This is a genomic window from Corynebacterium sp. HMSC29G08 (assembly GCF_001806875.1).
Lineage (GTDB): Bacteria > Actinomycetota > Actinomycetes > Mycobacteriales > Mycobacteriaceae > Corynebacterium.
Genome location: NZ_KV786267.1, coordinates 43,623 through 57,881 on the forward strand (window position 1 = coordinate 43,623; position 14,259 = coordinate 57,881).

Annotated in this window: 13 protein-coding genes and 1 pseudogene; 6 read left to right on the forward strand and 8 right to left on the reverse strand. The window is 59.7% G+C overall.

Annotated features, from left to right (window positions below; translation table 11 throughout):
* Positions 1-10 precede the first annotated feature (10 nt).
* From HMPREF3101_RS09355 to HMPREF3101_RS09370, 4 genes are read right to left on the reverse strand one after another with little or no spacing between them, the layout of a single operon-like run.
* On the reverse strand, positions 11-889 hold the full coding sequence (locus tag HMPREF3101_RS09355) for a serine hydrolase (protein ID WP_141737422.1): 879 nt from the start codon (positions 887-889) through the stop codon (positions 11-13).
* Positions 890-910: 21 nt separating this feature from the next.
* Positions 911-2,443 (reverse strand): bifunctional phosphoribosylaminoimidazolecarboxamide formyltransferase/IMP cyclohydrolase, encoded by a 1,533-nt coding sequence (purH, locus tag HMPREF3101_RS09360; protein WP_070464760.1) that lies wholly within the window; start codon positions 2,441-2,443, stop codon positions 911-913.
* Between the two features lie 2 nt (positions 2,444-2,445).
* Positions 2,446-3,021, reverse strand: coding sequence for a phosphoribosylglycinamide formyltransferase (gene purN / locus HMPREF3101_RS09365; RefSeq protein WP_070464762.1), 576 nt, complete (start codon positions 3,019-3,021; stop codon positions 2,446-2,448).
* An 11-nt stretch (positions 3,022-3,032) separates the two neighbouring features.
* On the reverse strand, positions 3,033-4,226 hold the full coding sequence (locus tag HMPREF3101_RS09370; protein ID WP_141737423.1) for a cell division protein PerM: 1,194 nt from the start codon (positions 4,224-4,226) through the stop codon (positions 3,033-3,035).
* A gap of 280 nt (positions 4,227-4,506) precedes the next feature.
* Here HMPREF3101_RS09370 and HMPREF3101_RS09375 point away from each other — a divergent pair, with 280 nt between their 5' ends.
* Positions 4,507-5,235 (forward strand): M23 family metallopeptidase, encoded by a 729-nt coding sequence (locus HMPREF3101_RS09375; protein ID WP_070464767.1) that lies wholly within the window; start codon positions 4,507-4,509, stop codon positions 5,233-5,235.
* Between the two features lie 357 nt (positions 5,236-5,592).
* Entirely contained in the window at positions 5,593-6,264 is a 672-nt protein-coding gene (locus tag HMPREF3101_RS09380) for a M23 family metallopeptidase (RefSeq protein WP_246816721.1), read from the forward strand.
* 5 nt (positions 6,265-6,269) lie between these two features.
* On the opposite strand, the gene pcrA is transcribed toward HMPREF3101_RS09380, so the two are convergent.
* A complete protein-coding gene (gene pcrA, locus HMPREF3101_RS09385) occupies positions 6,270-8,600 on the reverse strand; it encodes a DNA helicase PcrA (RefSeq protein WP_070464773.1) in 2,331 nt (776 codons plus the stop codon).
* A 70-nt stretch (positions 8,601-8,670) separates the two neighbouring features.
* Here pcrA and HMPREF3101_RS09390 point away from each other — a divergent pair, with 70 nt between their 5' ends.
* On the forward strand, positions 8,671-8,964 hold the full coding sequence (locus HMPREF3101_RS09390) for a chorismate mutase (RefSeq protein WP_070464776.1): 294 nt from the start codon (positions 8,671-8,673) through the stop codon (positions 8,962-8,964).
* 20 nt (positions 8,965-8,984) lie between these two features.
* Here the strand turns inward: HMPREF3101_RS09390 and HMPREF3101_RS09395 are convergent, their stop codons facing one another.
* The gene (locus tag HMPREF3101_RS09395) at positions 8,985-9,317 is read right to left on the reverse strand and encodes an antibiotic biosynthesis monooxygenase family protein (protein WP_070464815.1); all 333 of its coding nucleotides are present in this window, start codon (positions 9,315-9,317) and stop codon (positions 8,985-8,987) included.
* Between the two features lie 39 nt (positions 9,318-9,356).
* Between HMPREF3101_RS09395 and pgi the strand changes: the two genes are divergently transcribed.
* Genes pgi through HMPREF3101_RS09410 form a run of 3 tightly spaced genes read left to right on the forward strand, consistent with a single transcriptional unit; the run spans position 9,357 to position 13,141 of the window.
* A complete protein-coding gene (gene pgi / locus HMPREF3101_RS09400; RefSeq protein WP_070464779.1) occupies positions 9,357-10,994 on the forward strand; it encodes a glucose-6-phosphate isomerase in 1,638 nt (545 codons plus the stop codon).
* Entirely contained in the window at positions 10,994-12,481 is a 1,488-nt protein-coding gene (locus tag HMPREF3101_RS09405; protein ID WP_070464782.1) for a glutamate-cysteine ligase family protein, read from the forward strand. The genes pgi and HMPREF3101_RS09405 overlap by 1 nt, the downstream gene beginning before the upstream one ends.
* Positions 12,482-12,496: 15 nt before the next feature.
* Positions 12,497-13,141: a DedA family protein gene (locus tag HMPREF3101_RS09410; RefSeq protein ID WP_070464785.1), complete on the forward strand. Its 645-nt coding sequence runs from the start codon at positions 12,497-12,499 to the stop codon at positions 13,139-13,141.
* Here HMPREF3101_RS09410 and HMPREF3101_RS09415 read toward each other — a convergent pair.
* Positions 13,095-13,913, reverse strand: coding sequence for a DNA-formamidopyrimidine glycosylase family protein (locus HMPREF3101_RS09415; RefSeq protein ID WP_070464787.1), 819 nt, complete (start codon positions 13,911-13,913; stop codon positions 13,095-13,097). The genes HMPREF3101_RS09410 and HMPREF3101_RS09415 overlap by 47 nt on opposite strands.
* 41 nt (positions 13,914-13,954) lie before the next feature.
* Positions 13,955-14,259, reverse strand: a pseudogene (locus HMPREF3101_RS09420) (Mur ligase domain-containing protein); the annotation flags it as partial.

Here is a 14,259-nt window from a genome sequence, read left to right on the forward strand (position 1 = left end):
CAGCAAGCTCCTAGCAGCGAGAAACAGGCAGCGTGCCGCTGATGCGTGCGACGCCATCGGCCAACTCATTGAGCATGGCGAAGCTTTCCTGGTAGCCCGCCGGACTCAATGCCGTGATGGCCACAGCAACATCCCCATTCGGTCCCGGGAAAAGGCCAAACTGGCGGGCCAAATGACCATTTTCGTGCTGGTTCCACCCACCCTTGAACTTGGCCCGCGGAATGCGGCCCAGGCCCCAACGCTGGTAGTCCACAACGCGGCCCATCATGTCAAGCACCGGCTCGTGGCCCTCGACGCAGCGCAGCCCGGAGGCGAACGCCGCCTGGTCACTGGTGGTCCACAACGTGCCCATCTGGTAGCCCGCGGAGTTGGTCGTGCGCGAGCCGGCCTCAGCGATGATGCCGTTGAGCTCCGCTCCCGACACCTTTGCAAACATTCGATGTGCGGCGAGGTTGTCGGAGCTGGTCACCGCGATTTCCGCATCCAAGTAGAACGCAGGGCTGTGGCGCAGCGCCCCGATTGCCGCCGGCACCTTCATCGTGGAAAACGCTGGCTCCGGACGGTTGTCACCAGCGCTAAACTGCACGCCATCACCAGCGACAGACACCGCGACGCGCCCCTGGTGGCGGCCCTGCACATCTCGAATCAGCGCATCCAGCTTAGCCTGCGCGCTGGCAGTGCTCACCGGCGTTACCCTGGCATTCTGCCCCGCGGAACCCGGGGCAAGCTGGGCGCGAATGTTGCCCGGGATCTGGGACTGAATATTCGCAGGTAGACCCTTGTATGCCTGGGTGATAACCGGGCCGAGCACCGGGATCTCGTACAACGCAGGGATCGCCGGAAATGCGATACCAACTGCCAGCATCGCGGCGGCGAGACGAGATGACATAGAAACCGTTTCTTTTAGCTACTAGTGGGCGAAGTGGCGGGTACCAGTCAGGTACATGGTCACGCCCGCTTCCTTGGCAGCTGCAATGACTTCCTCATCACGGATGGAGCCGCCCGGCTGCACAACCGCCTTCACACCGGAATCCGCCAGAATCTGGAAACCATCCGCGAACGGGAAGAACGCATCCGAGGCAGCGACTGAACCGTTGGTGCGGTTCTTGCCGCTGTCCAACGTGTTAGCGCGATCCACTGCCAGCTTCGCGGAATCCACGCGGTTGACCTGGCCCATGCCAATGCCAACGGATGCGCCCTCGCTAGCGATCAGGATGGCATTGGACTTCACGCAACGCACCGCACGCCATGCAAACTCCAGATCTGCCAAAGTCTGCTCGTCCGCAGCTTCACCGGCAGCCAGGGTCCAGTTCTCCACGGCGTCGCCTTCAGCCTGGAACTGGTCGCGATCCTGGATAAGTACGCCGCCGGCGATTTGCTTGATCTCCTCCCCGAGCTGCTTCGGCTCCACCTCAAGGATGCGCAAATTCTTCTTCTCCTGCAGCTTCGCCAACGCGTCCGGCGCGTAGGACGGAGCGACGATGACCTCGGTGAAGATCGGTGCGACCTGCTCTGCAAGTTCCAAAGTGACCTCGCGGTTACAGGCAATCACGCCGCCGTAGGCAGAGACCGGATCGCAGGCGTGGGCCTTACGGTGTGCATCCGCAATGGACTCATCCGACACTGCTACACCGCACGGGTTGGCGTGCTTGATAATGGCCACGCAGGCACGCTCATGATCCCAGGCAGCTCGCCATGCGGCGTCAGCGTCCTGGTAGTTGTTGTAGCTCATTGCCTTGCCGCCGTGCTGCTTGGCGGCAGCAATACCCCAGCCTTCGCTTTCCAGGCGCGCTTCCTGGTGCGGGTTCTCGCCGTAGCGCAGCTCAGTCGTCTGGGCACCAGCTCTAGAACCCGAGCCGAGTTGCGACGCCAACCAGGTAGACACAGCCGCGTCATACTTTGCCGTGTGCGTAAACGCCTCCAGCGCAAGCTCGCGGCGCTCATCCAGCTCGAAACCGCCATTTTTTACTGCCTCTGCTACATCAACGTAGCGTGCCGGGGAAGTCACCACAGCCACAGACGGGTGGTTTTTCGCCGCCGCACGCACCATGGACGGTCCACCGATGTCAATCTGCTCCACGCACTCATCAAAGGAAGCGCCGGAGGCCACAGTCTCCTCGAACGGGTACAGGTTGACCACTACAAGTTGGAAGGGCTCAATGTCCAGATCTTCGAGCTGCTTTACGTGGTCGTCTTTACGCAGATCAGCAAGGATGCCGGAGTGGACGCGCGGGTGCAGCGTCTTCACACGACCGTCGAGTACCTCAGGGAAGCCGGTAACGTCCGCAACCTCGGTGACATTCACGCCGGCGTCCGCAATACGCTTTGCGGTGGAGCCGGTGGAGACGATTTCAACACCTGCATCCCCCAGCGCGCGTGCGAGGTCTTCCAACCCTGTCTTGTCATACACGCTGATCAGTGCGCGCTTGATCTGGATACCCATCTTTAGAAGGTCACCTTTCCATTGTTCTTGGCCGGTGTGGCTTTGCGTAGCAGGTTCACAATCTGGTTGCGCTCTGCTTGCTTGATGCGTTCGTGAAGTGCGTCTTGAGTTTCGCCGTCTTGGATTTCAACTGCGCGCTGCGCAATGATTTCACCTGTGTCCATGCCGGCATCCACGTAGTGGACGGTGCAGCCGGTAACTTTCACGCCGTAGTCCATGGCATCACCCACCGCGTCCGCGCCGGGGAAGGCTGGGAGTAGCGACGGGTGCGTGTTAATCGTCTTGCCCTCAAAGCGCGACAGGAACGCCTCGCCCAAAATACGCATAAAGCCCGCGGAGACAACCAGGTCCGGCGATACGGACCCGACCACCTCCGCTAAGCGAGCATTCCAGGCTGCGCGATCCGGTTGCATTGCAACCACCTCGGTGGGGACACCTGCCCGGCGTGCACGATCAAGTGCAGGGCATTCCTTATCTGCTACCACAAGGCTGACACGGTAATGGCCATCCTGGTTATCCAAGATGGCCTGCAAAAGTGTGCCCGATCCGGACACCAAAACAGCGACGTTGACACTCACGCCGCCTAAGTCTAGTCCCCGCGAAACCTCGCGATGACCCAAGTGGCAAAACCTGCCACCGCCGTCCAGATAAATACGGCAAGTGCGCAGGTCCAGGGGTTCGCGCCGACCCAACCGTAGGCGCCTACAGTGCCACCCGTGTACCAGACCAGAAGCAGGGCCAGGGCGGTGGCGATGGTGGCGGTCGCGGTGGCGTCGATAAGCGAAAAGCTCCGAGTCAACACAAAGCGCACGAGCACTGCGGCCGGGATCAGCATCAAGACTGGCGCCCACGTAGCCACGGTAGCGGGCACGGCGGCGAAAAGCGGGAACGGTGGAAGCGCGGCACTGGTGGCGCTGAACAGGGAGACTGAGGCGTCGGCGTAGTCAAAGCTGCCGCCGAGCAGCACCGCCATCGTGCCAACAGCCGCATTCGGAAGATACGCCAAGCTCAGCAGCACCAGCGCGAGGCCTCCAACCCAACCAAGGTGCGGATAGGAAGCAAGTGCTTCCGCCACTCGCGCGTGCTGTAGTGCGACCAGAAGCAGATAGACGGCGCCGGATACCAGCAGGAGGTTTCGCAGCAGCCTGGTAGCTGCAAGTGTTGCTTCTACAACCAGCTCAGGCAGATTGACCCGGCGTGCCAGCGCGCGCCACACCACCGGGGAAACGCCAAAAATAAAACCGACTAGATGCACACCCAGCGGGGTAAAAAGAGCCGCGGCAGGGTTGGGCGCCTCAAACGCATAAACGTAGGACGCGTCCGTAACCATAAAGAGTGCGATGGCGCTCAGCGTAATGGAGGTGCCGACCAGCAAGGTCAAAATCGCCGCCAGATCAAGCACGCTGACGCGCTCTTTCGTTGCACTGCGCACCCGCGACGCAATCAGCGCTGCAATGCCGATGGCGGGCAAGGTCGGAGCGTTAGCCAACGCCACCCCACTAATGCGCATGGGTGCTGCGTTCACGCTCAGCCATGCTTGGCCAATAGAGCCAGGCAGGTACGACAACCGCAGCCCCGCGATCAGGATGACGGCCAAGCACATGACCACAACTGCCAGCGCCAAAACAGCGAGCGGACCCACAACTGAGGGTGCGTAGTAGCGCAAGCGTCCGCCCCAGGTTTCTGGCTGCTTCGGTTGCGGTTTTTCGCGCTTGACCCCCGGTATGAGGGCTTTTACCTGACGACGCCGCGTCGACGCCCGAGGTGCATGGTTGGTACTCATCAACGCCTACTTTGCCACCTCTATGGGGGTGGAAGTGCCATAGACACTCGTTAGACCGCGTTATAACGGTTGATAAGTGGGACTGGTGTGACTGGTGGAGCGATGTAACGTTTCGGTTTTGTGAAACGACTTACTTTTTTCTGAGAAACGGCTTGCCCCGCCGAGACCGATTCGTTACAGTTACCTCGTCTAGATAACGAGATGGTCACGACTGCATTGCTGAACACCAACAACTCAGCAGAAAAATCGGTCAAGACTAACGGATCTTAGAAGAGGCAGGATGTTCAACTCGACTCGCGCGGGCGGCAAGCACCGCAAGCAGACGGCAAACAAGGGCCGTGTGGCCATGGTCGCCGTCACTACTGGTGCCGTCTCTACCGCCGGCCTCTCCGGCGCCGCCGCAGCCGATATTCTTTCCGGCAAGTCTGCCTCCAAGGACGTTGAGATCAAGCTTGCCGCAGACGTGAACAAGCTCGCCGACGCACCTGAGATGCTCGCGGACGCCGCCCCACAGGTACTGGCCATTGCAGAATTCAAGCCGGTTGAGAACCTCACCGCGCAGCTGGCTAAGGCCGTGGAGCACTCTGAAGAAGTTGCCGCAGCCGACCGCGCTGCACGCATGCCGGCAACCGTTCGCCCAGCAGAAGGTGCGTTTACCTCGGGTTTTGGCCCGCGCTGGGGCACGATGCACAACGGCATCGACATTGCCAACGCCAATGGCACCCCGATTGTTGCCATCCAGGACGGCGTTGTTATTGACGCTGGTCCGGCCCAGGGCTTTGGCCTGTGGGTACGCATCCAGCACGAGGACGGCGCAGTATCCCTGTACGGCCATATGCAGAGCATTGACGTTTCCGTAGGACAGCACGTCACCGCAGGCCAGCAGATTGCCGGCATGGGCAACCTCGGCTTCTCCACCGGTACGCACCTGCATTTTGAGATCCACCCTGACGGCACGAACCCAGCTGACCCGATTCCGTGGTTGGCCGAGCGTGGCGTGATTATCTAGTACCGCACAAACCCTCCAGGCAAACCCGCCACCGAACTCTTCGAGACTTTCCGGTGGCGGGTTTTGGCGTTGTTTAACAAGGCGTGCACCACCCCCGAAATCACACCAGTCACACCAGCCACTAGAAATTTCTTTTTTAACTCCAGTCACATACTCTTGACCTGCAATTTTAGCCTGAAAATAAAACAGCCATTCGATGAAACTGCATGTCATCCCGTTGCCAAAGTATTTTTGGGTGGCTAGATTCTACGGCGGACAACTCTGCACCGTCAGAGCATAAAACCTGAACCGTTTACTCTTCCCAGACGAAAAGGCACCGCTTTCATGAAGTTTTCCCGCCGCCCAGTTTCCGCTGTAGTGACTGTAACAGTTGCTGCTGCGCTTGTTTTGAATCCAGCGACCGCGATTCCGGCAAATGCCGTCACGTTCAACGTCAACGGCGCTCCCGTAACCGACGGTGGTCAGGCGTTGCGCGCCGTTGCTGGTGCAGTTGGCGCGGTTGTGGATACCGGTGCAACGTTTAGCTACGCGGGCTACAGCGTGGTGTATGACCCGCGCTCGCTTGGCAAGGAGCTGAGCGAAGCCTTTGCTCCTAGTGGCGACAACGCTGTTCGCTACCAGACTGGCCGTACTGCGGACGGCCGTACCGTGGTCACACCGACGGTTGGTACGTTTACTTCCGGCTTCGGCCCGCGTTGGGGGCATATGCACAACGGTATTGACATTGCCAACAACATTGGCACCCCGATCTACGCAGTCATGGACGGCACGGTTATCAACGCAGGCCCCGCCCAGGGCTTTGGCAACTGGGTTGTTATCAAGCACGCGGGCGGTGAGGTGTCCGTCTACGGGCACATGCGCGATTACAACGTCAGCGTTGGACAGCAAGTACGCGCAGGCGAGCAGATTGCCAAGATTGGCAATGAGGGCCATTCCACCGGCCCACACCTGCACTTTGAAATCAAGCCTGACGGCGTGAACCCCACCGATCCGGTGGTTTGGTTCAAGCAGCAGGGCATCACAATCTAGAAGGCCTAAAGCTTCTCCATTGGCACTCCACCGATGAGCATGAGGCGCACAGTGCCGGCGGAACCAAAATCCACCGTGACGGTTTCGCGCACACCGCTGCCTTCAACGGTGAGTACCTTGCCAAGCCCATACTTGGCGTGATTCACGCGATCCCCCGGCGCGAGGTCCAGGTTTTTGTTCACCTTCACCTCACCGGCAAGGCTGCGGCGCGCACGCTTGGTCCGCGAAGGCACTGGGGCAGGGCTGCCCCACGCGCTACTGGAGTGGTATTCGGGTTCCGGTGCAAGCCGGCGCCAGTCGATGAGGTCCTCTGGGACCTCTGCGAGGAAGCGGCTGGCCGGGTTGGTCACCGGCGACCCCCATGAGGAGCGCAGGATAGCGCGCGTAAGGTAGAGCCGCTCTCGGGCACGCGTAATGCCTACGTAGGCAAGGCGGCGTTCCTCCGCCAGCTCTGCGGGATCCCCCAAAGAGCGCAGATGCGGGAACTGTCCGTCTTCCCAGCCGGTGACAAACACCACTGGGAACTCCAGGCCTTTCGCCGTGTGCAGCGTCATCAGTGTGACCACGCCTTGGTCATTTTCTGGAATCTGATCCGCGTCCGCTACCAGCGAAACCTTCTCCAAGAATGCCTGCAGTGAGCCCGGCACAGGCTCGCCCTCTGACATGACGTCATCCAGCTCGTCCTGGGACATGTACGCCATTTGGTTCGCTGCTTCGGAGGAGAACTCGCGCGCCACGGAAACCAACTCATTGAGGTTGTCTAGGCGCGCAGCATCCTGCGGATCGTTGGAGGCTTCCAGCTCTGCCTTGTAGCCAGTGTCCTCCAACACCGCGGTCACAAGCTGGCCGAGATCTGGCATGCCGGTGACGTCATTGCGCATCTCTGGCATGCGGCTACGAATGCCATCCATCAGTTCCACGAAACCCCTGATGGCGTTGACGGAACGAGACGCCAGCATGTCTACTTCCCCGTTTGCGGCGTCCCGAAGTGCCGCGCCGAAGCTGACATTATTGTTCTCCGCGTGCAGCGCCACCATAGCCTGGGTTTTGTCACCGATGGCACGCTTAGGTACGTTCACGATTCGGCGCAGGCTTACCGTGTCATCCGGGTTTTCCAGCACTTTGAGGTACGCCACGATGTCGCGGATCTCACGACGCTCATAAAACCTCGTGCCGCCGACCACTTTGTATGGGATGCCGGAGCGGATGAAGATATCTTCCAGCGCACGGGAGGCGTTGTTGGTGCGGTACATAATCGCTATATCGGAGTAGCGCACGCCCGCATCTGTCAGCGTGTCAATTTCCGAGGCGATAAAGCGTGCCTCGTCGTGCTCATTATCGGCCACGTAGCCGACAATCTTCTCCCCGTCCCCTTGCGAGGTCCACAGCTTCTTCGGCCTGCGATCTAGATTCTGGGCGATCACCGCGTTGGCAGCGTTGAGAATGTTCTGCGTAGAGCGGTAGTTTTGCTCCAGCACAATGGTGGTGGCGTTTGGGTAGTCGCGCTCAAACTCCTCAATGTTGCGGATCGTGGCACCACGGAACGCGTAAATGGACTGGTCCGAGTCACCCACTACGGCCAACTCAGACGCATCTGGCCCATCACCCACCAGCGTGTGGACCAGTACGTACTGCGCATGGTTGGTGTCCTGGTACTCATCCACCAGGACGTGACGGAAGCGGCGGCGGTAGTACTCGGTGACCTCTGGGTGCTGTTTGAAGATCCGCACCACCTCACCAATCAGGTCATCAAAATCAAGCGCGTTGGATTGGCGCAGGCGGCGCTGGTATTCCACGTATACCTGCGCCACGGTGGCCTCAAACGGGTTGCGTGTCTGTGCAGCGTTGGCCTGTGCGGTATCCGGGTCAATCAGCTCATTTTTCAGATTTGAAATCGCGTTAGCCAGCGTGCGTGGGGTGAACTTCTTCAAATCCAGGTTGAAGTCTTTGGCAATCATGCCAAGCAGGCGGCGCGAATCATCGGAGTCATAGATGGTGAAGTTGGTGTTGAGCCCCGGGACTAGCTGTGCCTGCTGACGCAGGATGCGTACGCACACGGAGTGGAAGGTGGCTACCCACATCCGCTCCGCTTCAGAACCAACGAGTGCAGCAACGCGCTCACGCATCTCCGCCGCGGCCTTATTGGTAAACGTGATGGCCAGAATCTGCCACGGTGTTACAGACCGGTTTTGCAACAAGTGAGCGATACGCCGCGTCAGCACTGCGGTCTTGCCGGAGCCTGCGCCAGCAACGATGAGCAGCGGGGATCCTTGGTGCACGACAGCTGCCTGTTGTTGCGGGTTCAGGCCAAGTGTGAGATCGGTCTGGTTGGTCATGGGTTTACACCCTACTCATCGATTCCACACCCGCTTTCGCACCGTTCGAACAGCCGTATAATGAGCCAGCATGAGCGAACTTGAGATCCGTATGCCTTCCGGTACAGATGACCCGTTGTCAGACGCGGAGATCCAGCAGTACCGCAAGGAAATCGACCGTCTAGACCGAGTAATTCTGGACGCGGTGAAGCGTCGCTCCGAGATCTCCAAGGCGATCGGGAAAACCCGTATGGGTTCGGGTGGCACGAAGCTTGTGCACACCCGCGAGGTTGCCATCATCAACCAGTTCCGCGATGAGCTGGGTGAAGAAGGCCCCGTGTTGGCCCAGGTCCTATTGCGTCTGGGCCGCGGCAAGCTCGGTTAAAGGCTCGGTTACGAGCTCGGTTAAGGCTCTAGCGAGTCGAGCACTACCTCGAACTCCAACAGCTCCGCCTTCTGTGACACAGGCTTGCGCTCCTGGCCCTGCTCGTTGTTGCTTGCGCCGTGCGATGCGCGTCCTTGGCCCGCCCACCAGGCCTTGTAGGATTCTTCGTCTGCCCAACGGGTGACCACAAAGTAGCGGTCCTCCCCTTTTACTGGGCGAAGCAGCTGGAATCCTTCGAACCCGGGCTGAGTGTCAATGGCGTGTTTGCGGGCGGCGAAACGGCGCTCTAGCTCTTCGCCGGCACCTGGCACATTGTCGGGTAGAGAAATCGCGTTAATTTTCACAATGCTCATGGCACCCATTATGCGTGGGAATTCTCTACCTTGGAAGGTATGGCTGATATCACCACCACCCCAAGCTGGAATGCCCTTGAATCCCTGCACGCTGCAAAGTCCAACCTCACGTTGCGTGAGCTGTTCGCTGAGAACCCGAATCGCGCTCGCGAGCTGACGTTTGACGCTGCAGGTCTGCGGGTTGATCTTTCGAAGAACTTGGTTGATGCGCAGGTTATGGAGCAGCTGCGTAATTTGGCACATGATGCGGAGCTTCCCCTGCTTATCGACGCCATGTTTACCGGCGCCCACCTCAACTCCACTGAGAACCGCGCAGTGCTGCACACCGCGCTGCGTATGCCCGCCGACCAGGATCTGAAGGTTGATGGCCAAGATGTCGCGGCTGATGTGCACGACGTGTTGGGCCGAATGCGTGATTTTGCTTCCGCGCTTCGCTCCGGCGCGTGGCTTGGGCATACCGGCCGTACGATTAAGAAGATTGTCAACATTGGCATCGGCGGCTCTGATCTGGGCCCAGCAATGGCAACCAAGGCGCTGCGTGCTTACGCCACGGCCGGCATTAGTGCAGAGTTTGTTTCCAACGTGGACCCCGCCGACATTGCTGCGGTGTTGGAGCGCTGCAACGCGGAGGAGACGCTGTTTATTATCGCGTCCAAGACGTTTACCACGCAGGAGACGCTGACCAACGCCCATGCTGCGAAGCGTTGGCTGCTGGCGCAGTTCGATGGCGATACGTCTGCAATTGCGAAGCACTTCGTGGCGGTGTCGACCAACGCTGAGAAGGTTGCGGAGTTTGGGATTGACACCAAGAACATGTTCGGGTTCTGGGATTGGGTCGGCGGACGCTACTCTATGGATTCCGCAATTGGCTTGAGCCTGATGGCGGTTATTGGCCCGATGGACTTCATGCGCATGCTTGAGGGCTTCCACGCTATGGACCAGCACTTCCGCACCACCCCGTTTGAGCGCAACGTGCCGGTGCTCATGGGCCTGCTCAACGTTTGGTACCGCAACTTCTACGGTGCGCAGACACATGCTGTGTTGCCGTACTCGGAGGATCTGTCGCGCTTTCCGGCGTATCTGCAGCAGCTGACGATGGAGTCCAACGGTAAGTCCGTAACCAAGGACGGCACGCACGTTACCTATGACACGGGCGAGGTCTTCTTCGGTGAGCCGGGCACGAACGGCCAGCACGCGTTCTTCCAGCTGATCCACCAGGGCACGTCGCTTGTACCGGCGGATTTCATTGGCTTTGCGCGTCCGAAGGAGGACTTCCCCACTGCAGACGGCACCGGTTCCATGCATGACCTGCTCATGGGTAACTTCTTCGCGCAGACCAAGGTGCTCGCCTTTGGAAAGACGTTGGATGAGGTGGTTGCGGAGGGCGTCGATAAGCAACTGGCTCCGCACAAGGTGATGCCGGGCAACCGTCCGACTACCACCATCCTGGCTGAGGAACTCACCCCGCAGGCGCTCGGTGCGCTGGTGGCGTTGTATGAGCACATCACCTTTGTGGAGGGTGCAATCTGGGGCATCAACTCCTTCGACCAGTGGGGCGTGGAGCTGGGCAAACAGCAGGCCAATGATTTGGCTGCCGCGGTGCAGGGGAAGGAAGCACCGGCGAGTGGCGACGGCTCCACTGACGCCCTGATCACCTGGTACCGGGAGCACCGGTAATGGGCGAGCAGGTCTCAGCGGACTCATATACGCCGAGGCAGCGCACGGTTTACCGCCAAAAGCTGGAGGAAGAGCTCGAAGCGTTTGACCGTCACTTGCAGGAGGCGGAGTTTACGGATCAGGGCACGATCGGCCTTGAGCTGGAGCTGAATCTTGTGGACGATCAGATGCAGCCTCACCCCAACAACCAGACGGTGCTGGCGGGTTTGAGTAAGGAGTACCAGTCTGAAATCGGCCAGTTCAATGTGGAGCTCAACCACCCGCCGCTGCCCATTGCGGGCGACGGCTTAGCGGAACTGGAGCAGGGTTTAAAGCAGCGTTTCGATGAGGTGGTCACTGCCGCCAAAGCCGCCGGGTCGCAGGTCGCCATGGTAGGGACTCTGCCCACGCTGAACACCCAGTTTCTGGAGGGGCCTGATTGGATGACTCCGGAAAACCGCTACGCGGGGCTGGAGAATTCTGTGATGGAATCGCGCGGTGAGCTAGTCAACGTGAGTCTGTGGCGTGAGGAGAACTACTCGCACGATTTCGATGGTATCGCGCCCGAGTCCGCCTGTACCTCCGTGCAGCTGCACCTGCAAGTCAACCCCAACATGTTCGCCAGCGCGTGGAATGCCTCGCAGGCGATTGCCGGTGCCCAAGTTGCGCTGTCTGCAAACTCCCCGCTATTTCTCGGTCACCGCTTGTGGCACGAGTCGCGCATCCCCGTGTTCACCCAGTCCGTGGATACGCGAACCAAGGAGCTGATCAACCAGGGTGTGCGCCCGCGCGTGTGGTTTGGTGAAAGCTGGATCACCAGCGTATTCGACCTGTTTGAAGAGAACGTGAGTTACTTCTCTCCCCTGCTTCCGGAAGGCCGCGCAGAGGCCGGCAAGCCGGAGATGCTTGGGGATAGCCCGGGGCTGCACTACCTGAACCTGCAAAACGGCACTATCTGGCGCTGGAACCGTCCGATTTATGATCCGAACGGGCCTTTAAGCCACATTCGTATTGAAAACCGCATCCTGCCAGCAGGTCCGACGCTGAAGGACACTGTTTCAGACGCCGCGTTTTACTACGGTTGCGTCAAAATCCTGGCGGAGCAAACCCGACCTGTCTGGTCTCGCTTGAGCTTTGAGAACGCGCGCGAGAACTTCCACCAGGGCGCCCGTCACGGTTTAACTGCCAACCTGCACTGGCCAACGCTTGGCACCATCCCTGTTACGGAGCTGGTGGAAAACCATCTGCTCCCAATCGCGGACGAGGGCCTGCGTGCCTTACACGTAGGCAACGCGTGCCGTGAGGAGTACCTCGGCATTATTGAGGGCCGCGTACGCACCCGGCAAAACGGGGCAATGTGGCAACTCAACGCGCTGAATAAACTTGCGCCCGCCACCACACCGGAATCACCGGTGCGAAAGGAGGCGCTCAAGGAGCTGATGCGGCACTACCTGAAGAATCAGGAAAGCGGCGCGCCGGTATACACTTGGTCATTGGATATTTTGTAGGGCAAGATAGGCCGAATGCAGAGCATCATCGACTGGATCGTTGGCCTTATGGAAGTCCTCGGCGCCCCCGGCGTTGGTATCGCCATCTTGTTGGAGAACCTGTTTCCGCCAATTCCTTCCGAAGTGGTGCTGCCGCTTGCCGGCTTCACCGTGGCCCAAGGCTCGCTGAATCTGGTCGCCGTGTTCATCTGGTCGGTGCTGGGCTCGGTGATCGGCGCCTACATTTTGTACGGCGTCGGTGCGTGGCTTGGCCTTGAGCGCCTGCGCAAGATCGCGGACTGGATGTGGCTGGTGCGTGTCTCTGACGTGGATAAATCCATGGAGTTCTTTCACAAGCACGGCAAGCCGTCGATCTTCTTCGGTCGTCTCATCCCCGGCATCCGCTCGCTGATCTCCATCCCGGCGGGCCTGGACCGCATGAGCCTTATCATGTTCGGCCTGTGGACCACGCTGGGCTCCGGCATTTGGAACGCCATCCTGATCTACTTGGGTCTCAAACTTGGGGAGAACTGGGAGCAAGCCACCGTCTGGGCGGATAACTACTCCAAGGTCATCTACGGTGTCCTTCTCCTGATCATCTTGGGCTTCTTGGCGTACTTCATCCGCCGTGCGCTCAAGGAGCGTCAGGAGTCGGCTGGCACTTCGGACACCACCAAATAACCCGCTCCAAATCCCCCTCCCCGCCCAAAAATCCCTTCTGGATGATGGTTCCGCAGCGCCTACACGGCTTGCCGTATCGACCGAACACATAGCTGGTCTCACCGGCGCGTTTGATACCGGTGGTCACCCTCACCGGCTCATCCTTGTTCGCCCAGATCAGCCGTCGCGCAAGGTGCACATGCTTGTCAACGTCCACATCACCCACCCTTTGCGCCGGATGCGTGCCGGCGAGAAAGTTGATCTCCGCGCGGTACTCGTTGCCGATTCCGGCGAGGTTGCGTTGATCTAACAGTGCGCGGCCAATTTCCAACTGCGGGCTCGCCTTGATGCGACGTATGGCTTCTGCAGCGTCGAAGTGCGACGCCAACACATCGGGGCCGAGGTAGCCCATTTCTTGCTCAAACTCGCGGGCGGGAAACACTCGCACAACGCCCAGCCAGAAGCCGACGAGTTCGATGGGGCTACGTTGGGCGTCGTCAAGCAGAAGCACCACTCGTGCGGCATGAGCTGGTTTTTTCCAACGGGTGCCCGCGCGATGCATCGCCCAGGTGCCCTCCATTTTCAGGTGGGTATGCAGGATTTGGGGCTGGTGGCCGGGTGCGGCGAACTGCATAAAGAGATGCTTGCCATAGGGCCAGACGCGCTCACACGTCATGCCTGTGAAATCAACGGTGGCGTAGCGCGGCACACGGATCGAAGTCTTGAGCACCTCTCGTCGGGTCATCCACTGCAGACGTTTGGAAAGCTGATAGACCGAATCCCCTTCAGGCATGCCCGGAGTCTACAACGCTAGGCCGTTGCGGGATTGAACTACTCCAAACCTGCAGCCTGCAAAGCAACAACCGCCATCGACGTCGTCGACGTCTTGCCATGCGTGCCGGCGAGCAGGACTTGGGTGTAGCCCTCCATAAGCTCCCCAAGCAAATCCGAGCGGCGAATCACCGGAATGTTCTCCTCCTGCGCGCGCACCAGCTCCGGATTGTCCTTGGGGATCGCCGCGAAACTCGTCACCACCACCGTGGGCAGCTGGCCGGAAAGCTCAAGGTTCTCACGCACATGACCCACGGCAACCTTCGCGCCTTGAGAGCGAAGCGCACGAACCGGACGCGAATCCTTCA

Coding starts and splice junctions, on each gene's coding strand:
- HMPREF3101_RS09355 (WP_141737422.1), bottom strand. CDS start 889: ATGTCATCTCGTCTCGCCGCCGCGATGCTGGCAGTTGGTATCGCATTT.
- purH (WP_070464760.1), bottom strand. CDS start 2,443: ATGGGTATCCAGATCAAGCGCGCACTGATCAGCGTGTATGACAAGACA.
- HMPREF3101_RS09370 (WP_141737423.1), bottom strand. CDS start 4,226: ATGAGTACCAACCATGCACCTCGGGCGTCGACGCGGCGTCGTCAGGTA.
- HMPREF3101_RS09375 (WP_070464767.1), top strand. CDS start 4,507: ATGTTCAACTCGACTCGCGCGGGCGGCAAGCACCGCAAGCAGACGGCA.
- pcrA (WP_070464773.1), bottom strand. CDS start 8,600: ATGACCAACCAGACCGATCTCACACTTGGCCTGAACCCGCAACAACAG.
- HMPREF3101_RS09390 (WP_070464776.1), top strand. CDS start 8,671: ATGAGCGAACTTGAGATCCGTATGCCTTCCGGTACAGATGACCCGTTG.
- HMPREF3101_RS09395 (WP_070464815.1), bottom strand. CDS start 9,317: ATGAGCATTGTGAAAATTAACGCGATTTCTCTACCCGACAATGTGCCA.
- pgi (WP_070464779.1), top strand. CDS start 9,357: ATGGCTGATATCACCACCACCCCAAGCTGGAATGCCCTTGAATCCCTG.
- HMPREF3101_RS09405 (WP_070464782.1), top strand. CDS start 10,994: ATGGGCGAGCAGGTCTCAGCGGACTCATATACGCCGAGGCAGCGCACG.
- HMPREF3101_RS09410 (WP_070464785.1), top strand. CDS start 12,497: ATGCAGAGCATCATCGACTGGATCGTTGGCCTTATGGAAGTCCTCGGC.
- HMPREF3101_RS09415 (WP_070464787.1), bottom strand. CDS start 13,913: ATGCCTGAAGGGGATTCGGTCTATCAGCTTTCCAAACGTCTGCAGTGG.